Genomic DNA, 25480 nt, shown 5'->3' on the forward strand with positions numbered 1-25480 from the left:
CCAATCGTGTTACGATAAGACCCATTTTTTAGGTCTTATCGTAACACAAAAGGTAATATGGCAGACAGCGTTTATATATCAGAACATCTTACGAAGCCCCAACTTGGGTTCTTAAAGTTGCTGGATGACTATGAAGTACAGTTGTTCAAATTCTCCGAAATTGAACAGTTGCTAGAACAAAAGTTTGACAACTTAAGTGAAATCCTAGAGAATCTAGTCGACAAGGAACTACTTGTGCGAATGGAAAAAGGTAAATTTTGCAAACAAGGTTTTCGGGACGAATATGTCATCGGTACTTTCGTCGCTGAAAATAGTGCTGTCGCGTATTGGTCTGCATTAAATTTGCACGGATTGACCGAACAATTTTCTAATACCGTTTTTATTCAGACGACTAATCAGAAAAACGACAAGTCAATCTTAGGTACTTCTTATAAATTCGTTAGGATAGCACCTAATAAAAAAACAGGAATAATAGACAATGGTTACGGTAACCTTCATTATCCGATAACCGATGTAGAGAAAACAATAGTCGATTGCTTTGACCTACCTCAACATTCTGGTGGCTATGCGGAACTGATTCGAGCAGTTAGTCAAGCGCAAATGCAACCCACTAAATTAGTCGAGTATTGCAAGGCTGTGAATAATATAGCGGTTACCAAACGAATTGGCTATTTGGTTGAACTTCTACAAATTACAGGCATGGATCCTTTTATAGATTTTGCCAAGATGCAGGTAAAAAATAAATATAATTTGTTTGATCCCCAGGGATTGGAAGAAGGTGAATTTGTCGCAGAATGGCGATTGCGATTGAATATCAGCCGGGAGGAATTGTTAGACATATCCAATAAACAATACTAGATGATACTGAAAAAGGAAATAGCAGAAAAAGCTTTGGAAAATGAAGTGTCCAGAAGTACCATCGAAAAGTTACTGAATCAGAAAGAGCTATTGACTAAGGAGTCAATTTCATAAAGGCATTATGGCAGAATCTCAAAATATTGAATACAAGCAGAGCTGGAGGGATGAATATCTCAAATGGATATGTGGCTTCGCAAATGCAAATGGTGGTACTATTTTCATTGGTAAGGATGATGGCGGCAAGACTGTTGGTGTAGCTGATGCTAAGAAATTGTTGGAGGATATTCCGAACAAGGTGCGTGATGTATTGGGTATTTTGGTTGATGTAAATCTGCATGAGACTGTTGAAGGGGATTTCTTAGAGATTATTGTGGAGCCTTATCCTAATGCTGTAAATTATAAAGGTCAATATCACTATCGAAGCGGTAGCACAAAACAGGAAATGAAAGGTGCTACGTTGGATAAGTTTTTATTACAAAAGAAAGGTGTTCGTTGGGATGGAGCTGCTGTTCCTCGAGTATCCGTTGATGATCTAAAGAAAGAAACGTTTGTTTTTTTTCGTCAACGTGGTTTTAAGAATAAGCGTTTGTCTGAAGACAGTTTGATTGACCGTGACGAGCATTTACTTGAAAACTTGAAGTTGATTGAGAATGGTTATTTGAAACGAGCTGCTATTTTGTTGTTTCATCCTGATCCGGAAAAGTATATGACGGGAGCTTATGTGAAGATTGGTTATTTTGAAGGGGAAACGGATTTGATATTTCAGGATGAGGTTCATGGGAACTTATTTGAACAGGTTGAAAGGACCATCGATCTTTTATTTACGAAGTATATCAAAGCGCTAATTAGCTATGATGGGATCCATCGTAATGAAACTTATGAATATCCTAAAGAAGCTGTACGTGAGGCTTTATTAAACGCCATCGCTCATAAAGATTATTCGGGATTAACTCCTATTCAGATTCGTGTATACCCTGATAAGCTTATGATCTGGAATGAGGGACATCTTCCGGAAAATTGGACCGTGAGTAACTTATTAAAGAGTCATTCTTCGAGGCCCTATAATCCTGATATAGCAAATGCATTTTTTCGTAGTGGCTATGTGGAATCCTGGGGCCGTGGCATTAGTAAGATGACAGAGCAGTGTTTGGCTGAAGGATTGCCTGAGCCAAGTTACTTGGTTGAGGGATCAGATTTCTGGGTTGTATTTAAGAAGGATATTTATAATACGGAGTATCTTGAATCGCTTGGTTTGAATAGCCGACAGGTGAAGGCTGTTTTATTTACAAAGAACAAAGGAAAGATTACGAATAGTGATTATCAGGAATTGGCAGGTGTTTCTAGAGAAACATCTACTCGAGATATCAAGGAGTTGATTGATAAAAAATTATTTAAATCTAGTGGAATTAAAGGTGCAGGAGCTTATTATACCTTAAATTGAATTGCGTCATGAATTGCGTCAATTGCGTCAAACTGGGGCTTTTGAGAATAGTAAAGTAAAAGCAATATAGAGAAAATTTTCACTAGTTTGTACCAGCATTACTGTTGAACCCATGGTTTGCCGATAAAACAATAGTGTAATGATTGCACCTAAAACCTCAGAAAATGTTAGATGTCCGCTACGGCTACGCTTCGCAGTTTAAACAAGAACGCGGAATCAAATCCGGATCTAAAAGATTGGAGAAAAAGACTAAAAGCTTACTATCAAAGAGTTAATCTTTCTTCCTAACATCAAATACTATCTTCGCTCGTTCAGGATCTTCATGTGGATTGGAAATCTCGATCTTGCCCATATCTGCCAATTCTTTCAATCGATAAAAGAGAAAAAGATCGCCTACGGAACTATCATAGAATTCATCCCATATATCACAAAGTGTATAGCCAACAATCAATGCCGACCTTTGAGGTGTCTCGTTGCACCTTTTCAAAAGATATGCATCAAAAAATGTCTCATCGCCAGCTAAATGTTTCCCTGAATCATCAAATAGATTAACTACTGCATCATTCGAACGAATATGCGACCAAAGTGATGAATAGGATTGAATATCATCTTCACTTAACTTTTCAAAGTGTTTAGCAGCCTCCACAATATTGTCTTCTCGCATCACCTGTAAGGAACGGAGATTTAGCTTTTCTCCTTTCTCGTTCCTAAAATTCATATGATGGAAATTGAGTTTATGAATAGGTGTCGAAGATTCTTTCAAGTGGGAGAGTAAACGTGCTATAATGATCTTTTCGTTGGCATCGTCACCAAGCCATAAGTAAATATGGCGATACCGATCGGAAGAAGAGATTACCTTTTTCAAAAGCGCTAGATTGTCATCTACAAAATTATTGCTCCCCTCAGACTGGATAGAACCAAAAACGTTAGTCCACCATGCCTTCCTGCTCTCAATAGCTTCCGCATCGCCCAAATCACATAGAGGTCCGAGACTAAGTGCTTCGGTAAAACCTAAAATTTCACCTTTCTCTACATCGATTAATTTGCTCTGAATGAGTGTAGCATTTCCGGAGAAACCAAAAGTGATGTGCAGATCCTTTTTAGACATGAATACCTACTTATCCTTCAACAACCTCTCCAAATACTCCACCTTAGATTTTTCGGCTTCCAAAAGGCGCTCGTAAAGCTTTTTGTTTTCCTCGTAAGCTTCGATCAGTTTGTCAGCAGGGTTAAAGGTAAATGTTGGACTGGTGCTATATGCGCCAGCACCACTATTATCATGGAAATTATTGAAATAGTTGAACACAGCCTCTTCACTAAAATTCTCAATAGCTTCTGGAGTAACACCTAATATTTCGGCTACCTGTGCCAATAGATCCGCTTCGATAGCAGTACTTTTCTCGATATTGGATACCGTCTGCTGACTAACACCCAATTCGATCGCTAAAGCTTCCTGTTTCATGCCACGCAGTTCACGGATGCGGCTGATTTTTCTTCCAATATGGTTTGTCGTGTTGGTTGTACTCATATTCCAAAGTTAACAAATATTCAGCGTTCAAGATACGAAATATCTTCAGATGGTACAAAACAAGAATCTGTGGTACGATACAAACGAGAAATGGTTTTATACAAGCTGTTTTGGTTCGGTACGTGGACGGCACTATGTTCATTTGTGTAAACCAAAATAAATTTGATATGAAGAAGAAAAGGAAGCACAGAGTTGTAACCGTGGACATGTATCACAAGTATGCTGAAATCGATGAAATGTATTCCAGTAAAGTCAGAGAGATAAAATTGGATATCCCATCAAATCTCAGAATGTTGTGTGCCATACTGGATGTCAAGGTCGAGAAACTGTTAAACGATTTTATGTGGATGTTAAGTTATTCCCATCATAATTCAGCTACACCTAAACAACGAAAAATAGCAAATAAGTTCTTTATCAACTGCAAGTATGGCCAGCCTCTGTATGCTAAAAATCAGGTCAAGCAGATGTTTGATGAATTAAAGGCTGAACGAGAAATTTATGAAACCATAGACGGGATGGATCACGAGGATAAGAAGCTATTTTGGAAAAATAATCATATGTATAAGCAGCACTGGTTTAAACGCTGGTTTGAAAAGAATAGACACACGGGTGATATTTCTGTACTTCAAGAATACTAACTAAAAAATCATGAATGATTTTAACGCCTTAATTATACAAACCCGTTGTAAGGTTATACTTGCACATGGCGAACAACCATCTTTCTCTATCAACGAAAGCGGAGAAAAGGCGAATTGGGTAAATACAGCTATCCTCAACGATCAATTAGTCGTATACACAAAGCCTGAATATTACGGTTACCTGCTGCTACATGATTATTATCCGCAGATAACAATTACCTATAAAACATTGACAGGATTGCAGATGCTGGATAGGTGTTTTGTAGAGTCTGATGGAACGCTCAAATTACAGAAGTTAGGCATGATCGTCAGAGAAGGGTGCATAAATATATCTGTAGATGCTTTTTTAATCGACTGTACCGTGATAAAAAATGGGTATGCAAAAATCTCCGGCGAAACAATCATCTCGTATGTTTTGGTGCATCAAATAAGTGTCTATGATGGATCAGAACTGGAAGCTTCGGGAGGAAATGTGCATGCCCACGACGCGGCCAACGTGTCGATATGGTTTGAAGATGAGCTTGAATTTGGACTGTACGGACAAAGCAGTATGGAGTACAGGGGTAATCCGAGAATGAAAATATTGCAGTTAGATGAAGGCTGTGCATTAAGACAAATCAATGTCGGTGATAAAATAAAAATTAAAAATTGTCGGTTATGAATAATGCTTATATAAAAAATCCGGAAGATGAGTGGGACATTCGATGGTATCTAATTGAAGGAGGAATACTTGAATCCATTCAATATGGCACTTATGAATCTTTCAAGAAAAAGCTATGGGACATCCTTGTTATTCTCACATCTCAAAACAATACAGAAGAAACAAAAAAAGAATATATAATTGATCGTTTAGATAACATCGTCTTAATGGTTAAGGGATGTCATTATTTTTTGCATCATAAAAAGCGATTAAAGTATGAAGAGGATTGGATAGATATCCAATGGCTACCAAATCCTTATCGCTGTTTAGAAAAATATCGACCTCGCGAAGACGAAAAGCTCAATCATCATGTAGCGCATTTCGATTATAATTTCACTCAGCTAACACGAGAAGAGATTCAAAATTTTGTGATCGCATTTGAGAATTTTTTCTCCGAAATGGATCTGTCTTCTTGGCTGAACTTATTAGATGATTGGAAAAGATGTATAAATGAGAAGGAATCCATCTTCGAAAGTTGTGGCGAATACGCATCTTTAAAAACTTACGAACAACTCTTAAAACTACGTGAAGCTTGTTATGTCGCTTACCACTGGGCAGCGATTAGTTATCCACCACCAAACAAACACTTAATAGTTGATTATTTAGGATCGGATTATATAAATGGCTATCAAAGTGCAAACCCTTTCGAAATGACTGGTGAGGTTTTCTATGAACAAAGTTACACGAACATTAGACAAAGTATTTTGTATTTATATCCCACATGTTCTTGTGAAAGAGGTGCCATAGTATTGACTTCTCGTGACCTGCGATATGTTTTAAGGTGGTTGCTCCAAGCCGGATGGATGTTTTTACAAACAGATTATTTTCCTGAAAACTGGCTTGACCCTGACAAAATAGACTTTTTGCGCTGTCCTATTCCAGAAGCCGATATAGCAACTTGGAAGCCGAAGAGCTTAAGTAAGAAAGGACAAAAAAATATTCCAAAGACTTTGTCGAAATTATTTTATGGCGTTGATGTACGTGACGAAATATACAGGGTTGAATGTAGGATGATGACTTACCTAGAGGATAAATATTCCGAAAAATATACAGATTTGAACAAAGAGCAAATTATCACAAGAGAACGGCTACTGAAAGTTTTGGATGTGCTAACCCTCATCGTTTTGGATCTGCGAAAACGTAGAACCAAGAAGGAAGGTATATGCAATCCGCCAATATTCGATCATGACAAGCAGACAGAATTACTAAAAGTTGAAAATGAAACCGAAACTTTATAAGTTATGAGAATTACAAATAAAAATGATCAGACTGATTTAAATAGCATCATTCTGATTCTAGCGAGCAAATACAATATCGATCGGATATTCCTGAACACTTACTATGCGGTTGATGTTCCTTTCTACGAGTTGGTTATTCTATTATCTAACAAGGAGCATAAATCTGTCGGCGAACTAGATCCACAGATTAGAATGTCCTTAAAGGATTTCCCGAAGTTTCATCATGTCACTTTGATAGCGTTTCAGGTAAAAAGTAAGCTTATTGATGGGAACTTATATTTACATATGACCTGTCACCCAGACAAACTTATTTATCAAAATCCATCGTCAAGATTCGAGCTATACCCTGAAGGGCATTCCATCGAAAATACGCTGGAGTCGGTAAACGAATTATTTGCGCGTGAAAATCATAAAATTAATGAGTTTAAAGAAGGATACTATTATTTCAAGGAACGAGATTCGCTGTCGCATGCAGGATTTATGCTGCATCAGGTATTTGAGCTGAGGTATAGATGCATGGAGATTATGGTCATGGGAAAAGAACGCGCAACGCACTCTATCAGGTCTCACCATCGTTATCTGGTTAGAATGGCACCGTCACTAGCCACTATATTTAAAGAAGGCAAATCAGAAGATGAAATTATGCTCCAATTTTTAGAGGGGGTATATCGGGCGACACGCTATGAAGATAATTTTTACGTGGATCTTAATATTCTACTGAAGCTGGAAGAACGGATGGAAAACTTTATGCAGATCACAGACACGATGTTTGAGGATTCCGTGACGAATTTTAAAAACTACTCTTTTGAGGTCGATAATCCGAAAGAGAAATTAGAAGATAGTGTCGAAAGTCAAGAAAAGTCGCTACGAAGCATTTCTAATGACGATACTATGATGCCAGAATATGATATCTACAAAAGCACTGCTGATAAGAAGTTGGAATTGATTATTACTCGTTTGAAGAATACAATTGACATACAAGGTATCTATCTATTTGGTCAGCGAACTAGATCATTTGTCATCAATGGTATTAATAAACCTTCAAATACTGACATTTATGATTACTACTTCGATTTGTTAATTGTTAGCGAAAGTGATATTCGTGCGACAATAGGTAATATTCAAGCATCGATAAATAAAGAATTGGAAGTTTCCGTTTTATTACTTTCTTTCACTCGAGATCAAATACAAAAACAGTTGGACAAAAATAATCCATTCTTTCATCGGTCTTTGCAATATGTGGATCCGCTTCATGGTACTGAGATCAATTTATTGAAGTGGAAATTTCATGAACACAATGGAAAGCGTACTCAAGACGAAATGAAAGAGGCGAAGCAAAATGGTACCAAAGAGAAAATAACGCGAGTGGCTTCTACAATGGAGGTAAAGCGATAGATCAATCCGAAGAGGTTGAAATTAAAGTGCTTCTTTATAATCAAGCTATTGAACAAGCATGTTTGGGTCTACTGGAATATTTTTATGACTATACGCCATACCAATACAATCTAAAACATTTGTTCAGTCTGTGTGCTAGTTTATGGCAATTTCCAAACGATATCTTTCCTCGTAATACCGAAGAAGAAAAATCGCTATTCGATGAATTTGCGCAAACTGTAAAAGATACGCGATATCAGGGTTGGTCCATGGTCGGTTGGGATGAAGCTTATCGTTACGACGAACGATGTGAGCGGTTTCTTAAAGAATGTATAAAGCTTGTTCGAAGTCTTTTGTTTCTCGCTTTCTTTCTGTTTTTTAACATTATATCCTTGTAAACCCGCTGTTAAACAGTTAAATTGCTTGAAATTATTGTCAATTAGAATATAAACATAAATAATATGAACAGAAAAGCGGCATTTCTTTTAGGAATTTTGGCCTCTTGTGCATTACCGCAAGTAACCTTTGCTAAACATTCAATCGGAGAATCTAGTCATTATCAACAAGACGTAGAAGGCAAAGAGCTTATTGGTCGATGGGACATCGAAGTTGATATTAATGGTACCCCGGCACCATCCTGGTTGGAGGTAAAATTGTCGGGCTATAGAACTTTAGTCGGTCATTATGTGAGTACTTCCGGAAGTGCTCGACCAGTTTCGCAGGTGTTTTATGAGAAAGGAAAGTTTAGATTTGCTATCCCACCTCAATGGGAAGGCGGAAAGATGAATCTAAGTGTTGAAGGAGAGGTTGTAAACGGTGTGTTGCAAGGGACAATAACAGAGCCTGATGGGAAAACATATCGCTTTAAAGGTGTTCGTGCTCCGGAGTTGAAGCGAACAGCTGCGGTAAAATGGGGTAAGCCTATTCAGTTGTTCAATGGCAAGGATCTGACCGGATGGAAAGCAACTGGTAAAACGAATCAGTGGGTGGTAAAAAACGGAATTTTGACTAGCCCGCAATCTGGTTCTAATTTGGTCTCTGAGCAAAAATTTGAAGATTTTAAATTACATGTTGAATTTAAAATTCCGGCAGGAAGTAATAGTGGTGTCTACTTAAGAGGCCGTTATGAGGTTCAGATCGAAGATAGTCCTAAAGACGCACATCCCAATGCCGTACTTTTTGCGGGGGTATATGGTTTCTTAGCTGCAAATGAAATGGTCAATAAAGGAGCTGGAGAATGGCAGACCTATGATATTACATTGGTGGGACGTCTAGTGACGGTTGTGGCAAACGGAAAGACTGTTATCAGTAACCAAGAAATCCCTGGTATAACGGGTGGTGCTTTGGATAGTAAAGAGGCAGAGCCAGGGCCAATTTATTTCCAAGGGGATCATGGTCCCGTGGAATTCCGAAAAGTGATTATTACTCCAGCTATTAAATAGCATAACATGATACAAAGGCTATCTGAAAAGGTAGCCTTTTTAAATCCCTATGACAACGACTACAATATCTTCATTCTGGTAGGAGGTATAATAGCGCTCAATGGAGCCATGAGCCTTGTATTCTTGCAACTCTTCAAAAACCATTTTTTTTAACATTCCTTTTCCTTTGCCATGAATAAACTTTATTTCGTTCATTTCCCAATAAATAGCTGCATCTAGATTAGATCGCATAAAATCAATGGACTCTTGTAAGAGTTCCTCTGGCGAATAATCTTCCCAATCTTCAAGGAAAGTATCGGTATGTAAGTCTACGATAGCTGGTGGTCTGCGCATTTTTCCATATTTTACAATGCTGCAAAAGTATAATAAAACGGCGACTTAATAGGTTAAGTCACCAACGAAATCAATCGCTTGAGCAAATTTTTCATACCATTTTTTGATAATAGCTGCAATTTCATACTCTTCCTCATCGGCATGGTTGAGCATGAGTAACTCGATCGATTGGAGTAGCTGTTTGAGATCTAGAAAATAACCGTCAAAATCCCGGAACGCAGACACAGTGTCCCGAATAAGCAGCATGGCATCATGTCGAAGTGTAATCATATCATGACGTGAAGATATTCGGTCCAGCAACCATTCCTTCTGGAAATTGGAATCAATATGTCTGTTGCAAGCCTGATTAAAAAGCAATTCAAATTCTACAATTTGATGTTTCAGATCATATATAGTTTTTTGGAGCTCTTCAAAAGTACTGATGATCTTTTCTTGGGTCTCCATGTTTTTTGATATAATTGCCATGATATTTTACTTAAAAATGTATGAACTTGGTTTTTAGTTATTTAAATAAAAGCATGTAAGGTATATACAAATAGATAAGCCGAATGTTTTACCTGTCTAAAATTCGGTTATGACTTTTGAATACAAAAGAAAAGATGGAAACTAAAATGGACCTGAGTTTTTTCTATTTTTGGTTCAGGTTCAAATGGTCGATTTTTTTTTGAAACCTATTTAATTAATATTATTTCATTTTAAGTATATTTAATATGCTGTATTGGAGTCAATACAGTATGAATGTATTAACAATGGTAGCATCTGGTTTTGTTGATTTCTTTAAGAAGAAGGGATTTTATATGCTTCTTTTACTGCTAATAACCAGCTTACCCATGTGCCATGGCCAATACAGGCTTAAAGATTCTACAAAATTTATAAATGATCAGTTGCCTAGGTATCTCGGAAGAATGGGGAAGATTAAGTCTAGAAATTATCCCCTCTGTGGTCGTGAAGCAATCTTGCGGATATTACTGAAAGACTATTTCGTGAATAGATTGGTGTCAGGAGAGGATAGTTTGGATAGGGAACGTTATCCTGCTTTATGGAATCCGCTTTCGGTACAAACATTTAAAATGCTAAATACGCGTGATATGTTTAGTTACTGTATGCTTGCACCTGAGTTTGAGATGCAAAATTGTGGTTCCTTGGGGCGGTTGAAAGGCCAACACATATTCGGAGTCTTTTATCGAAGGAACATACCGCTGGAATATTGGAGCAATAGACAGTTGGTTGCTTTGCATGTAAATAGAGATTCCGTTGTACAATATGTGAAGCAGATGTGGCCTACACTCGATTTCATTGGTGAGAACACTAAAGATTTAGTGGTTGAATTGATGATGTGGGAGTTGATACCAAAGGTGTTGGATAAGTTGGTTTTGACTCCAGCGGACAATGATCTGTATGCTCTATTGGTACAAATAATGATGCGCCTGAAATTCAAACCTTTTGAAGATTCGGCTATTTATGAGCAATTGTATGGTCCGGCGTCTTATATAGGAAGTCAAATTGAAAGCAATACAGAAAATCGGAATGACATCGTGAAACTTGCGCGGGAATGTTTTGAAACGCTAAATGCATCGCCTGGCTTCCAATTACCAGCTTATATCAAACGAGAGCGTTTCTTAGATCCACCTTCTTCAAAGGATCTGCAAGATCAGGGAAGCACTCCGAAAGGACCGGATTGGAAGTGGAAAAAAGTCGATGTACCTCGTTATAAGCTAAAGCTGTAGATCTTCGTCTGCGAGCAAAATTTCCAACGCTGGCAAAATATCTTTTACCTATAGTATTTTCTAACGCTTGTACTGTTTTGACCAGAGGGAGGGCAGTAGGTTATTTGCTTTTTTTTTACGTTATTCGCGTAAACAAAAAATAGCTTAAAATATAATAGAATGAAGGAAAAGGCAATTGGAAATTACCAATTAGAAATCTGTTCAAATTCCGTAGCATCAGCAATTGAAGCCGAACAAGGTGGAGCGACCCGAGTCGAGTTTTGTCAAAATTTGGAAAATGGCGGGACTACACCGTCATTTGGTCAGTTGAAGTTGGTGCGAGGATTGGTGAATATTGGTATTCATGTGCTTATCAGGCCGCGTGGAGGTGATTTTCTTTATACAGAGACCGAGATTTTGGAAATGATTGAAGATATTGAAGTATGTAAGCAGTTGGGGATGGATGGCGTTGTGATCGGTATGCTGAATGCAGATGGTACGGTTGATAAAGTCAATACCCAACGGTTGGTTGAAGCTGCACGCCCCATGCACGTTACGTTCCATCGCGCCTTTGATCGCGTAGAAGATCCTTTTCAGGCATTAGAAGATGTCATCGAACTGGGGATAGATCGTATTTTGACATCTGGTCTGCAAAATTCTGCTTTAGCTGGAGCTCCACTACTCAAACAGTTGGTTCAACAAGCAAATGGCCGTATTGTGATTATGCCGGGGGCGGGGGTCGACGCGTCCAATATTATTCACATTTTAAAAGAAACGGGTGCAGTTGCGATACACAGTTCGGCGAAAGAGTTACATGTATCAGAGATGAGTTTTAAGCAGACACAGGTTAATGGAATGGATGAAGCACAGTGGATGAGCTCAAAAGAAAAAGTCCACCAAATGGTGGACCTATTAAAAAGCCTTTAAAGTTATACTTTAAAGGCTATTAAATTCTTCTTACTTATTTAGCTTCTGAAACTAATTGATTTAAGATAGCATCGTTTTTAACGATTTGGTTGCTAGCTTTCATTTTTGATCTAGAACCTAACTCTACGTTAGTTCCTAATTTCAAAAACTGAACTTCAACACGTGAAACAGTTTTATTTCTTCTATCTTTTCTTTTTAAACGTGTAACTCCCATTTTGATAATATTTTTATTGTTTAAAATAAAACGAGGTCGGAAGCGGATTCGAACCGCTGTAGGAGGTTTTGCAGACCTCAGCCTAGCCACTCGGCCATCCGACCCTATTTTTTTCCTTTTGAAGGTCTGCAAAAATAAAACTTATAATTGGAATTAAAAAATCTTTATGATAAAACTTTTGAGTTTTTAAGCATTGCTCTGAAAACCAAGCTTGTATTTTCAATACTTAGCCTCTAGTGCATGTTGATGAAAATGTGTTTAAAAATTTAAAGTGAACTTTTAGCCGCTTTACCTCAATAAGGTATCCAGCTTTTTACGAATGCTTTTTAGATGATCATTAACAACATAGTAAGATGAAATTTACTCCACCAATTGTCTTTTTTAAAGGACATTGGTAAATGGAGGATTTTTGATTTTTTTTGTTTTTTTAATTTGAAAATGAACGTATTATATATTTTGGAATAGATATTGCAAACGACGTTGTCAGAAATCTCATACAGGAAATATATGAGAATAAAAGAAAAAAGAACAAAGTAATTAAATTTGGAAACATGAAAAAATTATTATTATCTGCAGCAATTTTATTTGGATCAATGGGCGCCTTTGCACAAGGGGGATTGGGTTACGGATTACGTGCGGGTGTAAATATTCCTAAATATTCAATGGACAATGGTAGTACAAAATCTATCACAGGATTTTTTGTGACAGGTTATTTGGATGCACCAATTTCACCAACGTTTTCTATCCAGCCCGGATTATCCCTGCAAAATAAAGGTGGAAAAGAATCCATCAGCGAAGGCTCAAGTGAAAGTAAAGTAACTGTTATGTCTTTGGATATTCCAGTCAATTTAGTAGCTAAATTTCCTACTGGTGCATCTGGTAATTTCTTTGTAGGTGCAGGACCATATGTTGGTTTTGGATTAAGTGGTAAAACTAAGCAAACTCTTGCCGGTATTACAACGGAAGATGATATTAAGTTTGGCAGTGGTTCAGGAGACCAAATGAAGCGTACCGATTTTGGTGTGAACTTTTTAGCCGGTTATCAATTAACCAACGGATTTCAGATCAATGCTGGTTATGGTTTAGGTTTAACGAACCTATCACCTAATGTTGGTTCGGCTAAAAACAGAGTTTGGTCCGTTGGTATCGGTTTCGGACTATAAGAAATATAAGTACTTAAACTTATTATGAGGAAAGAGTCCCTGCAGTTGTGGGGACTTTTTTAATGCATTAAACTTAAGTCGACCTAAATTGTTATTTTTATGCAAAAGATAGCTGTATGAAAAGATTTCTTATTTTACCATTCTATGTGAAGTTGGCCTGTGTACTTATTAGTATTCTCCTGTTAGGTTATTTAGCAAAGATTGGCGATACGATCCTTGTCCCGATGATCCTGGGATTGCTATTTTCCTTACTTTTGATACCGTTAAGCAATTTCATGGAACGTAAACTACGCTTCCCTCGAACGTTAGCGGGAATTTTAAGTGTAATATTATTTTTCGGAGTTTTGGGGTACGGTCTTTTTCTATTAGCTTCCCAACTCACACTTCTGAAAGAAGATTTTCCGGCATTTAAAGAGCAGATCATGGATGGTGCGAGCAAACTGCAAAGCTGGGTCAGTAAACAATTTGGCATAAGGCACAAAGAGCAGATGGAATTTATCAATAAGACGGCCTCGAAATCCGTGGATTCTGGTACGCTGTTTTTAGGCACGGCATTGGTTTCACTTTCCTCCATGTTTATATTATTTGTTTTTACTTTCCTTTATACGTTTTTCCTCCTCATCTACAGAGGGCATATCGTGAAGTTTCTGCTATTTGTCAATCGTGTCGAAGACCGGCCCATTGTAGTCGATGTGGTACAGCAGGTACAGTATGTGGTGAAAAAGTATCTTATTGGTTTATTGATTCAGATGAGTTTGGTCTCGCTTTTGGTGTTTATTGTTTTGTCATTGATTGGTGTCAAATATAGTTTGCTTTTAGCATTGATTACAGGGGTGTTCAATGTGCTTCCCTATGTCGGTATTTTTTCCTCTATACTTATTATTTCCATTCTTACTTTCGCGACATCTTCATTGACGCACGTGGTTTTTGTTATCTTAGCGTTGATTATTGTACACATGATTGATAGCAATTTTATCGTCCCTAAAATCGTGGGTTCAAAAGTTAAAGTAAATTCATTGTTTGCGATGTTGTCTATCATTATTGGTGAGATGATATGGGGTATTTCCGGGATGTTTTTAGCCATTCCTATTTTGGCAATAGTGAAGATTGTGATGGATCGCATTAGAGAGCTTAAGCCCTGGGGATTTTTACTGGGAGAAGAAGATAGCAAAGATGAAGTTTATAACGATATGTATGCAACATTACATAAAGAACTTCCACCCTTGAAAGATCTTGATAGCGATATAGAATAATATTTTTTTATCATATGTGTCCTAAATAAATTTTAGGATTGGATTTCTGTGGTACAGGCATAGCTTTTTTCATCATTTCGATATTGACCCCTATTTTTCAATCTGCGAAGATCTTTAGCTGTCCCTTTTTTCCTTTTATAGGCGGCCTGAGAAAGGGATCATCTATCCATTGCCAGATGTTTATTTTCACGAAGATATTCATTCTGATGAATTCGACCAGATTGGACAGGTTTCAGTCATATTTGGCCTTTTTTTGTAAGTATTTTAACAGTAATATGCCAATGAGTGAAGTCCAGATCTGGATCATCACTGCATTTTCAGAAGTCCCTATGAATGTCGATACTTTTAAGCGCTGCTTTAGATGCTTGAAGAAGACTTCGATATGCCAGCGTTGTTTATAGATGTCTGCCACCAAAGAAGCCTTCCACTTCGTATTATTGGTCAAAAAGTGGTACTCATTGCCAGTGGTGCTGTCCCAAAAGTGGACTAGGCGTAGCGGCTTGCCGTTGTATTTATTGCAGGCAGCACCGGATAGCTCAATGAGCTCATCCTTAAGGATCCCCTTTTCCATGAGTGCTTCACTCTGATAGGACTTGATAACCTTGTACTTCATATTAACTTTACTCCTGGTAACGAAGTAACACCCCCTGCTGTCCAAATCCCCAAGCCAGCTGTAATCCACGTAGCCACGGTCCACTACCACCACGCTTCCCTTGGAAAAACTGTAACTACCGGCTCGCTGGCTCTCATGTACTTTTCCATCGGTAATCTGCATAAAAACAGGTAGGCAGCCATCATAATCCAAGACAGTGTGCAGCTTTACGGCACCTTTGGTGCTGCGAAACTTTGCCCAGTCAAATACAGATAGACATAAGGGGATGATGCTTGCATCCATCAGATATACTTTACGCTTTAGCTGAACAAGATCTTTGCGAAAATGGGTGTCCTTTTGCCAAAGCCTTTCCAAAACAGAGAAATAAAGATCTTTGAAAAGTTCATGGGTACGGTGTGTGTTGATATAGGATATATTGGACTTACTTGGAGCTCTTACTACACCTAAGTGGTTCAGATTACCAGTGGTACTGCGTAGACCGTTACTAATATCACGAACTGAATCTGCCGAGGAAAAATGACAGAAAAGCATACTGACTAGATGCGTCCAGCTGTTGATCCCTTTCTGATGTTTGTCACTTTTGTGCTTTGAAACCAAATCTTTGAATAATTCGCGGTCGATAAGAGATAAAATCTGACTAAAAACATTTAAATTTATCATGGCGGTGTGTTATAATTTTGCAATTTAAATATAGCAACTTTGCTATATCCAATCACCGCCACTTTTTAAACGTTTAGGACGCAAGTGATGTTGTAGTTTTTTTTGTTCATTATTTAATTTATTTTAATGAAAAGAAAATTACTCTCAATCGCTGCAATATTATGTTTTAATGCTGGCGCAAAAGCACAGACTTCTTATGGCTTAAAGGCTGGTGTTAACTTTGCTAAGTTTAAGGTTAGCCAAGGTAATTTGAATTATACTTCGGACGCTAATACCTCATTTTATATCACTGGATTTGCAGATATGCCAGTCGCGCCAAACTTTAGCTTACAGCTCGGCGTTTCACTTCAAGGTAAAGGAGGAAAGGTTTCTGCTGGTGAGTTTGGTTTGGATGAGGATGCTAAAGATAATCTGATGTATATTGAGGTGCCTGTAAATTTAGTATATTATGCTCCTACCGGAGATGCTTGAAAAGTGTTTTTGGGTGCAGGTCCTTATGCTGGGTTTGGGATCCATTCAAAAGCTAGTAAAGGAAATTATAGTGAAAGCGGAAGTTTTGGCGATGCCGGTATAAAGACCTTCCATGCTGGGTTAAATTTATTGGGTGGTTACAAACTAACAAATGGTTTCTTGATCAATGCTGGTTATGGATTAGGATTAACAAACATGTATAAAGATATTGACGGGGTTACTGCTAAAAACCGCGTATTCTCAGTAGGCATCGGTTACCAATTCTAGTCAAAAAAGTATAAACAACAAAAAAGGGGCTTTTCTTGCGAAAGGCCCCTTCTTTTTTCAGTGACTGAAATCTATCACACTTTGATTTCTACTTCAACACCTGAAGGCAATTCAAGTTTCATCAATGCGTCAACAGTTTTAGCGTTTGATGAATAGATATCCAACAATCTTTTGTAAGCACACAATTGGAATTGCTCACGTGCTTTTTTGTTAACGTGTGGTGAACGTAATACCGTATAGATTTTTTTCTCAGTAGGCAATGGAATAGGACCACTAACAACTGCACCTGTAGGTTTTACTGTTTTTACGATTTTTTCAGCTGATTTGTCAACCAAATTGTAATCGTAAGATTTCAATTTAATTCTGATTCTTTGGCTCATTTTTATTTATTTAAAATGACTGCTAATTAGAGCTATTCACAACTAGCAATCGGTGTTTATTTAATATTTGATTAAAGAACAAAGACAAGCTACAATAGTACTTCATCTTTGTTCCTCTATCTACGGTCTATATTATTCTACAGAACCTTTGATTTTACCTTTTGATTTTGCAATCACCTCTTCAGCAACGTTACGAGGAGCTTCTTCAAAGTGATCAAATTCCATTGTCGATGTTGCACGACCTGAAGTGATTGTACGTAATTGTGTTACGTAACCGAACATCTCAGAAAGTGGAACCAATGCTTTGATTACTTGTGCCCCGTTACGTGAATCCAAACCTTGCATTTGACCACGACGACGGTTTAAGTCACCCATTACATCACCCATGTTTTCTTCTGGTGTTAAAACCTCTATTTTCATAATTGGTTCCATTAACACTGGAGAACATTTAGGTAATCCTTCACGGTATGCTTGACGAGCAGCTAATTCGAAAGACAATGAATCTGAATCGACAGCGTGGAATGAACCATCAATCAAACGAACTTTCATTCCTGATAATGGGAATCCTGCTAATACACCATTTTTCATTGAAGTTTCAAATCCTTTTTGAACTGAAGGGATAAATTCTTTAGGAATTTTACCACCAACGATTTCATTAACGAATTGAAGTGGTGATTTTGACAAATCGAAATCTTCATCCGCTGGAGAAATAACAACTTTGATATCCGCGAATTTACCACGACCACCTGATTGTTTTTTGAATACCTCACGGTGCTCAGTAGTACCGTTGATAGACTCTTTGTATGATACTTGAGGAGCACCTTGGTTAACCTCAACTTTAAATTCACGTTTCAAACGGTCGATCAAGATCTCTAAGTGAAGCTCACCCATACCAGAGATAACTGTTTGACCAGTTTCTTCGTCAGTTTTTACAACGAATGTAGGATCCTCTTCAGCTAATTTACCAAGACCAATACCTAATCTATCAACGTCAGCTTGAGTTTTAGGCTCAATTGCTAAACCAATTACTGGCTCAGGGAAAGTCATAGACTCAAGAATGATAGGTGCTTTTTCGTCACAAAGTGTATCACCAGTTTTGATGTCTTTGAAACCTACAACAGCACCGATATCACCTGCCTCGATGAAAGGGATAGGGTTTTGTTTGTTCGCATGCATTTGGAAGATACGAGAGATACGCTCTTTGTTTCCTGAACGAGTGTTCAATACATAAGAACCAGCATCTAACTTACCAGAGTAAGCACGGATAAAACATAGACGACCTACAAATGGGTCAGTCGCAATTTTAAAACCTAAAGCTGCGAAAGGCTCATTTACAGATGGTTTACGTGTGATTTCTTCACCAGTATCAGGGTTAGTACCTTTTACAGCCTCGATATCAAGAGGTGAAGGTAACAATTCCATTACTAGATCCAACATGGTTTGAACACCTTTGTTTTTGAAAGATGAACCACATACCATAGGAACGATCGCATTATCTAATACCGCTTTACGTAAAGCATCTAAGATTTCGCGCTCAGTCAATGAATTTGGATCTTCGAAGAATTTCTCCATCAAAGTCTCATCATAACCAGCTACTGCTTCCAATAATTTCTCACGGTATTCAGCAACCTCGTCCACCATATCTGCTGGAATTGGAACTTCTGTGAAGGTCATTCCTTTATCATGCTCATTCCATACGATACCACGGTTATTAATTAAATCAACAACGCCAGTGAACGTATCTTCAGCACCGATAGGCAATTGCAAAGCAACTGCATCAGAACCTAGCATTGATTTTACTTGACCAACAACTTTTAAGAAGTCAGCACCTGAACGGTCCATTTTATTAACGAAACCGATGCGAGGTACTTTGTAATTATCAGCCAATCTCCAGTTAGTCTCTGATTGAGGCTCAACACCATCAACCGCAGAGAATAGGAATACTAATCCGTCTAATACACGTAATGAACGGTTTACCTCAACCGTGAAATCCACGTGTCCAGGAGTATCGATAACGTTAACTTGGTATTTATTACCACGGTATTGCCAAAAAACTGTCGTAGCAGCAGAAGTAATTGTGATACCACGTTCAGCCTCTTGCTCCATCCAGTCCATTGTTGAAGCACCTTCGTGAACCTCACCCAATTTATGGTTTACACCTGAGTAATAAAGAATACGCTCAGTTGTTGTAGTTTTACCAGCATCGATGTGGGCAGCGATACCGATATTTCTAGTGAATTTTAAATCTCTTGCCATAATATTTTTAAGCAGCGGACCTTAATGGTCTTATGTGTTTAAATGTAATGTTAAATAAGTACACCGACCTTGATAAAAGATTGTTTTTATCGGAGGTCGGTGTAATCATATTTTTTTGAATGTCTTCAAAATTAGAATCTGAAGTGTGAGAACGCTTTGTTAGCTTCCGCCATTTTGTGCGTATCTTCTTTCTTCTTAACAGCAGCACCTTCACCTTTAGAAGCTGAAATGATTTCTCCTGCTAATTTTTCGAACATTGTTTTTTCACCACGTTTACGAGCGTATGAAATTAACCATTTCATACCCAAAGCGATTTTACGATCTGGACGAACTTCCATAGGAACTTGGAAGTTAGCACCACCAACACGGCGTGATTTAACTTCAACAGCAGGCATAACGTTGTTCAAAGCTTTTTTCCAAGCTTCTAAACCGCTTTCTTGTGTTTTTTGTTCTACTAATTCTACTGCGTCGTAAAAAATAGAATAAGCGATAGATTTTTTACCATCTACCATCATATTGTTTACGAAACGTGTTACCTGAACGTCATTAAACTTTGGATCAGGTAAAATGATTCTCTTTTTCGGTTTTGATTTTCTCATTTTTCTTTCCTCCGTTTAATTATTTCTTTTTACCTTTTGCTGGAGCTGCAGCTGCTTGTCCTGGTTTAGGACGCTTAGTTCCATATTTAGAACGACGTTGGTTACGACCTGCTACACCTGAAGTATCTAATGCACCGCGGATGATGTGGTAACGTACACCTGGTAAATCCTTAACACGACCACCACGGATCAATACGATCGAGTGCTCTTGTAAGTTGTGACCTTCTCCAGGGATGTAAGCGTTGACCTCTTTACCGTTTGTTAAACGTACACGAGCTACTTTACGCATTGCTGAGTTTGGTTTTTTAGGGGTAGTAGTATATACACGTGTACATACACCTCTTCGCTGTGGACATGAGTCCAACGCTGGTGACTTACTCTTATCAACCAGAGCTACTCTACCTTTTCTAACTAATTGTTGAATAGTAGGCATTTACCTGTTTTTGTTTATAAATTTTTTACCTTAAATATTTTAAGTTCGCAAAGATACTTATTCCCTTTTGAATATGAAATAGTTAGTGTATAAAATTTAGATTATTTTTTGAATTGGTGCTACTCGTTTCTTTATTATCAATTGGCTTCTTTCGTATTCTCTGATCCTGACTACCCCTTTTTTCTATTGCAGTGTGTTAAGCGAACCGTTTAGTATTTTTAGTCACTTGTAGCTTTGATTCAGGAAACTATCTGCAAGCAAGCTGAATATCCTCGTTGAGGCAACGATGGGTAGATTATATATCCTTTACGACAATCACTATTCAACTCCTGATGGTTTGTTGTACACGAATATGGACGATTATAGGGTAGCAAAACGGCAAAAAGCTATGTAATATAGGTTTCTTCTTGTAAGCACTCTAAGTTGTTCTTTCGCTGTGCAGTATCCTTTAAATAATGGTATTCTTTCGAAAATATTCTTCTACTGGTTTTCAGGTATATTGCACCTCCTGCATGTTTTTGCGTTCTGTTTGGCAAAGTGTTTGATAAACACGTGTAAATATTTAGTAGAAACAAATTAATGTATTCAAGTTATGAAAATCAAAATGAAATTAATGTATGCAGTGGTACTGGCCTTGGTAACCTTCGCTTTTGTTGGATGCTCAAAGGACGACGATAATACTGTACCATCAGAGAACAAAGGGGCTCTTAAGGTTACAGTTACAACTTCTTCATCTTTCACTGTTGACGGTGGAGATGTGTCTGTATCTTGTGGGTCTGCGGGAGGCGATGCGAAGCCACAAACGTGGACTGTTAATGGAGCTGCAGGGACAACAGGTCAAGTGTTATATTCAGTTGAAAAAGAGTATTTTCAAGGAGGTAAAACTGCTGTTTTGGAATCACCGGCTAATTATTTGACTGCTAGTGTAAATATTTCTGCATTTACAATTAAGCAACCATTTACACTTACATACAAGGTTGAGCAGGGAGGGAAAGTAATTGTTGAGAAATCTCAGGAAATTAAATCTGGAGTAACTCCTATATCAGTCTCATTAACATATTAGTATGTTAGTATTTTCGAGATGTGTCTGTAGAAACTAAGTTGTTTTATTTTTTTAATACAAACTCAGGTTTTTTTACAATCAATTTTTTAAGAAAAAGAGCGTTAATTTTGAATAATAACGCTCTTTTTTTATTCTTAACTCAACAACGTAAAATCAATCTGCCTTTTATCCAGATCCACTTTCTTTACGCGGATTTGAACCTCATCACCCAGCTGGAATTTCTTTTTCTTCCGTTGGCCAATAATCGCATAGTTCTTCTCGTCAAGTACGTAAAAGTCATCGGTGATATCCCGCAGCCTGACCATACCCTCACATTTGTTTTCCTCAATCTCCACATACATCCCCCATTCAGTAACACCCGAGACAATACCCGTATATTCGGTACCAATTTGATCCTGCAAGTATTCTGCCTGTTTGTACTTAATCGATGCACGTTCGGCTTCAGCCGCTTTTTTCTCCATTTGTGAAGAATGTTCGGCCATTTTCTCGTAATGCTCCGCATTGATCTTGGTACCGCCCTCCAGATAGAATTGTAAAAGACGGTGTACCATCACATCGGGATAACGACGGATAGGAGAGGTGAAATGGGTGTAATAATCAAATGCGAGTCCATAGTGACTTGTCTTCTTTGTCGTATAGATCGCTTTGGCCATCGAACGTACCGCAAGTGAGGTCAGCATATTTTGCTCTTTGCTACCTTCTATCTTCGTCATCAGCGCATTTAAAGATTTAGCTGTTTCCTTATCTGTTTTGATGGTCAATTTATGACCAAACCGCGCTGCAAATTGAGAGAAAGTTGTCAGCGTCTCCGGATTAGGTACATCGTGGAACCGGTACACAAAAGTAAGCTTGTTTTTTCCGCGGCCTTGTTTGCCAATAAACTCGGCAACCTTCCGGTTGGCCAATAACATAAAATCTTCAATCAGCTTGTGCGCATCTTTACGGACTTTGGTATATACCCCTGTAGGTTTGCCATTTTCATCCAAGGTGAATTTTACCTCTTCACTTTCAAAGGCTATTGCGCCATTTTTGAACTTACGCTCCCGTAGAATATAAGCCAGTTCATTTAATTTCAGGATCTCTTCACTGAAATCACCCGATTTCGTTTCGATCACCTCCTGTGCTTCTTCATAACTGAAACGTCGGTCCGAATGGATAATTGTACGGCCGAACCATTGATCATGTACATTGGCTTTTTCGTCCAATTCAAAAACAGCCGAAAAACAAAGTTTATCTTCATGCGGACGTAGCGAACAGACACCATTGGAAAGACGCTCCGGAAGCATCGGAATAACGCGGTCAACCAGATAGACGGATGTGCCGCGGTTGAATGCTTCTTTGTCCAATTCTGTGTCGGGTATGACAAAATGCGAAACATCCGCAATATGAACACCGATTTCATAATTGCCATTCTCTAATTTTTGAAAGGAGATGGCGTCATCGAAATCTTTTGCATCCGCTGGGTCAATGGTAAAGGTCGTAACGTTTCTAAAATCACGCCGCTTTGCAATTTCTTCCGCGCTTATTTTTTCCGAAATCTGATTGGCTTCAGCTTCAACTTTTTTAGGGAACTCCAATGGGAAACCATAGTCGGCCAAAATAGCGTTCATCTCGGTGTTATTTTCCCCCTTGGTACCCAAAACATGTTTTACCGTTCCGACAGGATTTTTGCTCCCGCTTGGCCAGTCGATAATCGAAACAACCACTTTTTCCTTGTCCTTGGCTCCATTCAGATTGTCCAAAGGGATAAAAATGTCGTGTAACATCTTGCGGTCATCCGCAATAAAAAAAGCAAAATTGTTGGAGATACTGATCGTTCCCGTGAAATCAGTCTTGGCCCTTTGCAGGATTTCAACGACTTCACCTTCTTTTTTGCGGCCGCCTTTTCTTTTTTCGAAGGTATGGACCTTGACAATATCGCCATGGAGTGCCTGTCTAAGTTTCCGTGGAGCGATATAAATATCATTTTCAAATTCGTCATCGGGAATTACATAGGCAGAACCATCGGCGGTCATATCTACTTTCCCTGTGACATACACTTTGAGTTGCTTCAAATTAAATTTGCCTCTGTCCACCTCAATAAAAAGCCCATTCTTTACATTATCATGTAATATATCGGCGATAGCGACTTTTGAGTCGTTATCCGTGAGGTTCAATTTAGAAGAAACTTGTTTATAGTTGAGCGGCTTATTACCCGATTTTTCGAAGATATCGATAATCAGCTGTGTTAAGACCTCTTTATATGGATTTTCTTTTCTTGTTTTCATTCACTTATTATTTATTATTATTCATTTACATCGGTCTTTGACAGCCCAATGGATCCTTTGACTGGCTACGATAATGGATTTCAAAAAACCAGTCTTTACCACAGATTACGAGCGCTGTACATCAAGATCGATGCCAATACAATATACGAAAAAAACTGCACTTGACAGGACAATAAGGAGCTAAACGGAGCACCTTCCGATAGCCAATGTAAAGACAGTTCAGCCGAAAAATAGTTTTGGATTGGTACAGCCTGATTTACTTTTTGCAATGATTGCACACACCAAGTGCATTTACTGCGATCGCTTCAAGACTAAAACCTGCTGGGATCGACACCTTTGGTAAGGTCATATCTTCCAGACAGTATACAGAATTGCATACCCGGCAAATAAAATGCACGTGTTGATCATGATGATCATGTTCTGAACAGTTTGTCGAACACATGGCATAAGTCGCTGTACCATGTAGATCAAAGATTTTATGGATAATCCCTTTCTCTTCAAAACTGGCCAATACCCGGTATAATGTGACACGGTCAATATCCTTGCCCAGTAATTTCTCTAGCTCTGGCTGCGAAATTGCCGAGTCTTTCCTCGAAATAATTTCAAGTACCTTCAACCGGGGTTGGGTAACTTTTAAACTATTTCGTTTGAGAATTTCTGGATATACAGTGTTGGAATCTTCCATGGATTTCTTCGTTAAGCCTTAGATCAAATACAAACTAAGAGAAATTTAAACTTATTTGCAAGTTTAAAAACTATCCGACGGATTTATTCATCGTATTTTTTCCCTTTAAATAGACCAGTAAGAAACAGAAACTGAATGTTTCATTTCTCAGAGATCATTTTTACAGTACAAAAATACGGAATCTCTTAAAAATAAGAAAACCGATAAGTTTAAGATTAGTGTCATCTTACCTATCGGTTTTCGTTATTATATGAAATATAGGAATCTTATTTGCCTGCAGCTTTCGCGTGATCAGCTAAGAATGTCGCTAGACCGCTATCTGTCAATGGGTGTTTTAATAAAGCTACAATCGCTGATAATGGACCTGTCATGACATCAGCACCGATTTTAGCACAGCCTAAAATGTGTGCGCTGTGACGTACAGAAGCTGCTAAAATTTGTGTAGGGTAGTTGTAGTTATCATAGATTAAACGAATATCTTCGATCAACGCTAATCCATCTGTAGAGATATCATCCAAACGACCGATAAAAGGAGATACATAAGTTGCCCCAGCTTTAGCAGCCAATAGTGCTTGACCAGCTGTAAATACCAATGTACAATTTGTTTTAATACCTTTTTTGCTGAAATATTTAATTGCTTTTACGCCATCTTTAATCATAGGGACTTTTACAACAATCTTGCTGTCAAGAGCCGCTAAAGCTTCTCCTTCTTTGATCATTTCTTCATAAGTTGTAGAAATAACTTCAGCACTGACATCGCCATCAACGATTGCGCAGATCGCTTTATAATGGTTGATTACGTTTTCATCACCGCTAATACCTTCTTTAGCCATTAAACTTGGATTGGTTGTTACCCCGTCTAATACACCTAAGTCTTGGGCTTCTTTGATTTGCTCTAGGTTCGCTGTGTCAATAAAAAATTTCATTGTATATGTTATTGAATGATAATAATTTGATTATTCTAATGTTCA

Annotated in this window: 28 protein-coding genes and 1 tRNA gene; 15 read left to right on the plus strand and 14 right to left on the minus strand. The window is 38.1% G+C overall.

The window, feature by feature from the left end; all coding sequences use genetic code 11:
- The first annotated feature begins 57 nt into the window (after window positions 1-57).
- Both AACH28_RS20160 and AACH28_RS20165 read left to right on the plus strand, forming a co-directional pair.
- The gene (locus AACH28_RS20160) at window positions 58-858 is read left to right on the plus strand and encodes a hypothetical protein (RefSeq protein ID WP_070563017.1); all 801 of its coding nucleotides are present in this window, start codon (window positions 58-60) and stop codon (window positions 856-858) included.
- A gap of 121 nt (window positions 859-979) precedes the next feature.
- Window positions 980-2299, plus strand: a complete 1320-nt coding sequence (locus AACH28_RS20165) for an ATP-binding protein (protein WP_341831327.1) — start codon at window positions 980-982, stop codon at window positions 2297-2299.
- Between the two features lie 271 nt (window positions 2300-2570).
- Here AACH28_RS20165 and AACH28_RS20170 read toward each other — a convergent pair whose 3' ends face one another.
- A complete protein-coding gene (locus AACH28_RS20170; protein WP_070563009.1) occupies window positions 2571-3407 on the minus strand; it encodes a DUF1835 domain-containing protein in 837 nt (278 codons plus the stop codon).
- 6 nt (window positions 3408-3413) lie between these two features.
- The gene (locus AACH28_RS20175) at window positions 3414-3827 is read right to left on the minus strand and encodes a helix-turn-helix transcriptional regulator (RefSeq protein WP_341831328.1); all 414 of its coding nucleotides are present in this window, start codon (window positions 3825-3827) and stop codon (window positions 3414-3416) included.
- A 167-nt stretch (window positions 3828-3994) separates the two neighbouring features.
- Here AACH28_RS20175 and AACH28_RS20180 point away from each other — a divergent pair, with 167 nt between their 5' ends.
- The 6 genes from AACH28_RS20180 to AACH28_RS20205 all read left to right on the plus strand — a co-directional run bounded on the left by AACH28_RS20180 (window position 3995) and on the right by AACH28_RS20205 (window position 9219).
- The gene (locus AACH28_RS20180) at window positions 3995-4465 is read left to right on the plus strand and encodes a hypothetical protein (RefSeq protein WP_341831329.1); all 471 of its coding nucleotides are present in this window, start codon (window positions 3995-3997) and stop codon (window positions 4463-4465) included.
- Window positions 4466-4475: 10 nt separating this feature from the next.
- On the plus strand, window positions 4476-5126 hold the full coding sequence (locus tag AACH28_RS20185) for a GIN domain-containing protein (RefSeq protein WP_070563002.1): 651 nt from the start codon (window positions 4476-4478) through the stop codon (window positions 5124-5126).
- Window positions 5123-6403, plus strand: a complete 1281-nt coding sequence (locus AACH28_RS20190) for a hypothetical protein (RefSeq protein ID WP_341831330.1) — start codon at window positions 5123-5125, stop codon at window positions 6401-6403. Before AACH28_RS20185 ends, AACH28_RS20190 begins: the two co-directional genes overlap by 4 nt.
- Window positions 6404-6406: 3 nt before the next feature.
- Window positions 6407-7798 (plus strand): hypothetical protein, encoded by a 1392-nt coding sequence (locus tag AACH28_RS20195; protein WP_341831331.1) that lies wholly within the window; start codon window positions 6407-6409, stop codon window positions 7796-7798.
- 62 nt (window positions 7799-7860) lie between these two features.
- Entirely contained in the window at window positions 7861-8175 is a 315-nt protein-coding gene (locus tag AACH28_RS20200) for a hypothetical protein (protein ID WP_341831332.1), read from the plus strand.
- Between the two features lie 63 nt (window positions 8176-8238).
- Window positions 8239-9219: a DUF1080 domain-containing protein gene (locus AACH28_RS20205; protein WP_341831333.1), complete on the plus strand. Its 981-nt coding sequence runs from the start codon at window positions 8239-8241 to the stop codon at window positions 9217-9219.
- A 39-nt stretch (window positions 9220-9258) separates the two neighbouring features.
- Here the strand turns inward: AACH28_RS20205 and AACH28_RS20210 are convergent, their stop codons facing one another.
- Both AACH28_RS20210 and AACH28_RS20215 read right to left on the minus strand, forming a co-directional pair.
- Window positions 9259-9552, minus strand: a complete 294-nt coding sequence (locus AACH28_RS20210) for a Smr/MutS family protein (RefSeq protein ID WP_341831334.1) — start codon at window positions 9550-9552, stop codon at window positions 9259-9261.
- A 45-nt stretch (window positions 9553-9597) separates the two neighbouring features.
- Complete coding sequence (locus AACH28_RS20215) at window positions 9598-10017, minus strand: hypothetical protein (RefSeq protein WP_341831335.1); 420 nt, start codon at window positions 10015-10017, stop codon at window positions 9598-9600.
- Between the two features lie 269 nt (window positions 10018-10286).
- Between AACH28_RS20215 and AACH28_RS20220 the strand changes: the two genes are divergently transcribed.
- Window positions 10287-11279 carry a hypothetical protein gene (locus AACH28_RS20220; protein ID WP_341831336.1) on the plus strand — a complete coding sequence of 331 codons (993 nt, stop codon included), beginning with the start codon at window positions 10287-10289 and terminating at the stop codon, window positions 11277-11279.
- A 159-nt stretch (window positions 11280-11438) separates the two neighbouring features.
- Entirely contained in the window at window positions 11439-12185 is a 747-nt protein-coding gene (locus AACH28_RS20225) for a copper homeostasis protein CutC (RefSeq protein WP_341831337.1), read from the plus strand.
- Between the two features lie 34 nt (window positions 12186-12219).
- Here the strand turns inward: AACH28_RS20225 and AACH28_RS20230 are convergent, their stop codons facing one another.
- Together AACH28_RS20230 and AACH28_RS20235 are read right to left on the minus strand one after the other, a co-directional pair.
- The gene (locus AACH28_RS20230; protein WP_341831338.1) at window positions 12220-12399 is read right to left on the minus strand and encodes a spore protein; all 180 of its coding nucleotides are present in this window, start codon (window positions 12397-12399) and stop codon (window positions 12220-12222) included.
- A gap of 33 nt (window positions 12400-12432) precedes the next feature.
- A tRNA-Cys gene (locus AACH28_RS20235) sits at window positions 12433-12503 on the minus strand.
- A 447-nt stretch (window positions 12504-12950) separates the two neighbouring features.
- On the opposite strand from AACH28_RS20235, the gene AACH28_RS20240 reads away from it, so the two are divergent.
- Together AACH28_RS20240 and AACH28_RS20245 are read left to right on the plus strand one after the other, a co-directional pair.
- Window positions 12951-13562 carry a porin family protein gene (locus tag AACH28_RS20240; protein ID WP_341831339.1) on the plus strand — a complete coding sequence of 204 codons (612 nt, stop codon included), beginning with the start codon at window positions 12951-12953 and terminating at the stop codon, window positions 13560-13562.
- Window positions 13563-13678: 116 nt separating this feature from the next.
- Complete coding sequence (locus AACH28_RS20245) at window positions 13679-14815, plus strand: AI-2E family transporter (protein WP_341831340.1); 1137 nt, start codon at window positions 13679-13681, stop codon at window positions 14813-14815.
- A 232-nt stretch (window positions 14816-15047) separates the two neighbouring features.
- On the opposite strand, the gene AACH28_RS20250 is transcribed toward AACH28_RS20245, so the two are convergent.
- The gene (locus AACH28_RS20250; RefSeq protein WP_341831341.1) at window positions 15048-16088 is read right to left on the minus strand and encodes an IS4 family transposase; all 1041 of its coding nucleotides are present in this window, start codon (window positions 16086-16088) and stop codon (window positions 15048-15050) included.
- Window positions 16089-16214: 126 nt separating this feature from the next.
- On the opposite strand from AACH28_RS20250, the gene AACH28_RS20255 reads away from it, so the two are divergent.
- Window positions 16215-16559, plus strand: a complete 345-nt coding sequence (locus AACH28_RS20255) for an outer membrane beta-barrel protein (RefSeq protein WP_341831342.1) — start codon at window positions 16215-16217, stop codon at window positions 16557-16559.
- Between the two features lie 9 nt (window positions 16560-16568).
- A complete protein-coding gene (locus AACH28_RS20260) occupies window positions 16569-16826 on the plus strand; it encodes a hypothetical protein (protein ID WP_341831343.1) in 258 nt (85 codons plus the stop codon).
- Between the two features lie 74 nt (window positions 16827-16900).
- On the opposite strand, the gene rpsJ is transcribed toward AACH28_RS20260, so the two are convergent.
- The 4 genes from rpsJ to rpsL all read right to left on the minus strand — a co-directional run bounded on the left by rpsJ (window position 16901) and on the right by rpsL (window position 20494).
- The gene (gene rpsJ / locus AACH28_RS20265; protein ID WP_028070501.1) at window positions 16901-17206 is read right to left on the minus strand and encodes a 30S ribosomal protein S10; all 306 of its coding nucleotides are present in this window, start codon (window positions 17204-17206) and stop codon (window positions 16901-16903) included.
- Window positions 17207-17338: 132 nt separating this feature from the next.
- Window positions 17339-19462, minus strand: a complete 2124-nt coding sequence (gene fusA, locus AACH28_RS20270; RefSeq protein ID WP_313187587.1) for an elongation factor G — start codon at window positions 19460-19462, stop codon at window positions 17339-17341.
- A gap of 131 nt (window positions 19463-19593) precedes the next feature.
- On the minus strand, window positions 19594-20061 hold the full coding sequence (gene rpsG, locus AACH28_RS20275; protein WP_046671863.1) for a 30S ribosomal protein S7: 468 nt from the start codon (window positions 20059-20061) through the stop codon (window positions 19594-19596).
- 19 nt (window positions 20062-20080) lie between these two features.
- Entirely contained in the window at window positions 20081-20494 is a 414-nt protein-coding gene (gene rpsL, locus AACH28_RS20280) for a 30S ribosomal protein S12 (RefSeq protein ID WP_002993550.1), read from the minus strand.
- A gap of 592 nt (window positions 20495-21086) precedes the next feature.
- Here rpsL and AACH28_RS20285 point away from each other — a divergent pair.
- On the plus strand, window positions 21087-21557 hold the full coding sequence (locus AACH28_RS20285; protein WP_088162892.1) for a hypothetical protein: 471 nt from the start codon (window positions 21087-21089) through the stop codon (window positions 21555-21557).
- A gap of 134 nt (window positions 21558-21691) precedes the next feature.
- Here the strand turns inward: AACH28_RS20285 and rnr are convergent, their stop codons facing one another.
- The 3 genes from rnr to fsa all read right to left on the minus strand — a co-directional run bounded on the left by rnr (window position 21692) and on the right by fsa (window position 25435).
- Window positions 21692-23824 (minus strand): ribonuclease R, encoded by a 2133-nt coding sequence (gene rnr, locus AACH28_RS20290; protein ID WP_341831344.1) that lies wholly within the window; start codon window positions 23822-23824, stop codon window positions 21692-21694.
- A gap of 256 nt (window positions 23825-24080) precedes the next feature.
- A complete protein-coding gene (locus tag AACH28_RS20295; RefSeq protein ID WP_046671865.1) occupies window positions 24081-24509 on the minus strand; it encodes a Fur family transcriptional regulator in 429 nt (142 codons plus the stop codon).
- 266 nt (window positions 24510-24775) lie between these two features.
- A complete protein-coding gene (fsa, locus tag AACH28_RS20300; RefSeq protein WP_070562966.1) occupies window positions 24776-25435 on the minus strand; it encodes a fructose-6-phosphate aldolase in 660 nt (219 codons plus the stop codon).
- Between the last annotated feature and the right edge of the window lie 45 nt (window positions 25436-25480).

It is taken from the genome of Sphingobacterium thalpophilum (genome assembly GCF_038396785.1).
GTDB lineage: Bacteria > Bacteroidota > Bacteroidia > Sphingobacteriales > Sphingobacteriaceae > Sphingobacterium > Sphingobacterium thalpophilum_A.

Coding starts and splice junctions, on each gene's coding strand:
- AACH28_RS20190 (WP_341831330.1), top strand. CDS start 5,123: ATGAATAATGCTTATATAAAAAATCCGGAAGATGAGTGGGACATTCGA.
- rpsJ (WP_028070501.1), bottom strand. CDS start 17,206: ATGAGCCAAAGAATCAGAATTAAATTGAAATCTTACGATTACAATTTG.
- AACH28_RS20295 (WP_046671865.1), bottom strand. CDS start 24,509: ATGGAAGATTCCAACACTGTATATCCAGAAATTCTCAAACGAAATAGT.
- AACH28_RS20255 (WP_341831342.1), top strand. CDS start 16,215: ATGAAAAGAAAATTACTCTCAATCGCTGCAATATTATGTTTTAATGCT.
- AACH28_RS20285 (WP_088162892.1), top strand. CDS start 21,087: ATGAAAATCAAAATGAAATTAATGTATGCAGTGGTACTGGCCTTGGTA.
- AACH28_RS20225 (WP_341831337.1), top strand. CDS start 11,439: ATGAAGGAAAAGGCAATTGGAAATTACCAATTAGAAATCTGTTCAAAT.
- AACH28_RS20215 (WP_341831335.1), bottom strand. CDS start 10,017: ATGGCAATTATATCAAAAAACATGGAGACCCAAGAAAAGATCATCAGT.
- AACH28_RS20195 (WP_341831331.1), top strand. CDS start 6,407: ATGAGAATTACAAATAAAAATGATCAGACTGATTTAAATAGCATCATT.
- AACH28_RS20175 (WP_341831328.1), bottom strand. CDS start 3,827: ATGAGTACAACCAACACGACAAACCATATTGGAAGAAAAATCAGCCGC.
- rpsG (WP_046671863.1), bottom strand. CDS start 20,061: ATGAGAAAATCAAAACCGAAAAAGAGAATCATTTTACCTGATCCAAAG.
- rnr (WP_341831344.1), bottom strand. CDS start 23,824: ATGAAAACAAGAAAAGAAAATCCATATAAAGAGGTCTTAACACAGCTG.
- AACH28_RS20250 (WP_341831341.1), bottom strand. CDS start 16,088: ATGATAAATTTAAATGTTTTTAGTCAGATTTTATCTCTTATCGACCGC.
- AACH28_RS20220 (WP_341831336.1), top strand. CDS start 10,287: ATGAATGTATTAACAATGGTAGCATCTGGTTTTGTTGATTTCTTTAAG.
- AACH28_RS20205 (WP_341831333.1), top strand. CDS start 8,239: ATGAACAGAAAAGCGGCATTTCTTTTAGGAATTTTGGCCTCTTGTGCA.
- AACH28_RS20230 (WP_341831338.1), bottom strand. CDS start 12,399: ATGGGAGTTACACGTTTAAAAAGAAAAGATAGAAGAAATAAAACTGTT.
- AACH28_RS20210 (WP_341831334.1), bottom strand. CDS start 9,552: ATGCGCAGACCACCAGCTATCGTAGACTTACATACCGATACTTTCCTT.
- AACH28_RS20165 (WP_341831327.1), top strand. CDS start 980: ATGGCAGAATCTCAAAATATTGAATACAAGCAGAGCTGGAGGGATGAA.
- AACH28_RS20180 (WP_341831329.1), top strand. CDS start 3,995: ATGAAGAAGAAAAGGAAGCACAGAGTTGTAACCGTGGACATGTATCAC.
- AACH28_RS20185 (WP_070563002.1), top strand. CDS start 4,476: ATGAATGATTTTAACGCCTTAATTATACAAACCCGTTGTAAGGTTATA.
- rpsL (WP_002993550.1), bottom strand. CDS start 20,494: ATGCCTACTATTCAACAATTAGTTAGAAAAGGTAGAGTAGCTCTGGTT.
- AACH28_RS20245 (WP_341831340.1), top strand. CDS start 13,679: ATGAAAAGATTTCTTATTTTACCATTCTATGTGAAGTTGGCCTGTGTA.
- fusA (WP_313187587.1), bottom strand. CDS start 19,462: ATGGCAAGAGATTTAAAATTCACTAGAAATATCGGTATCGCTGCCCAC.
- AACH28_RS20240 (WP_341831339.1), top strand. CDS start 12,951: ATGAAAAAATTATTATTATCTGCAGCAATTTTATTTGGATCAATGGGC.
- AACH28_RS20160 (WP_070563017.1), top strand. CDS start 58: ATGGCAGACAGCGTTTATATATCAGAACATCTTACGAAGCCCCAACTT.
- AACH28_RS20170 (WP_070563009.1), bottom strand. CDS start 3,407: ATGTCTAAAAAGGATCTGCACATCACTTTTGGTTTCTCCGGAAATGCT.
- fsa (WP_070562966.1), bottom strand. CDS start 25,435: ATGAAATTTTTTATTGACACAGCGAACCTAGAGCAAATCAAAGAAGCC.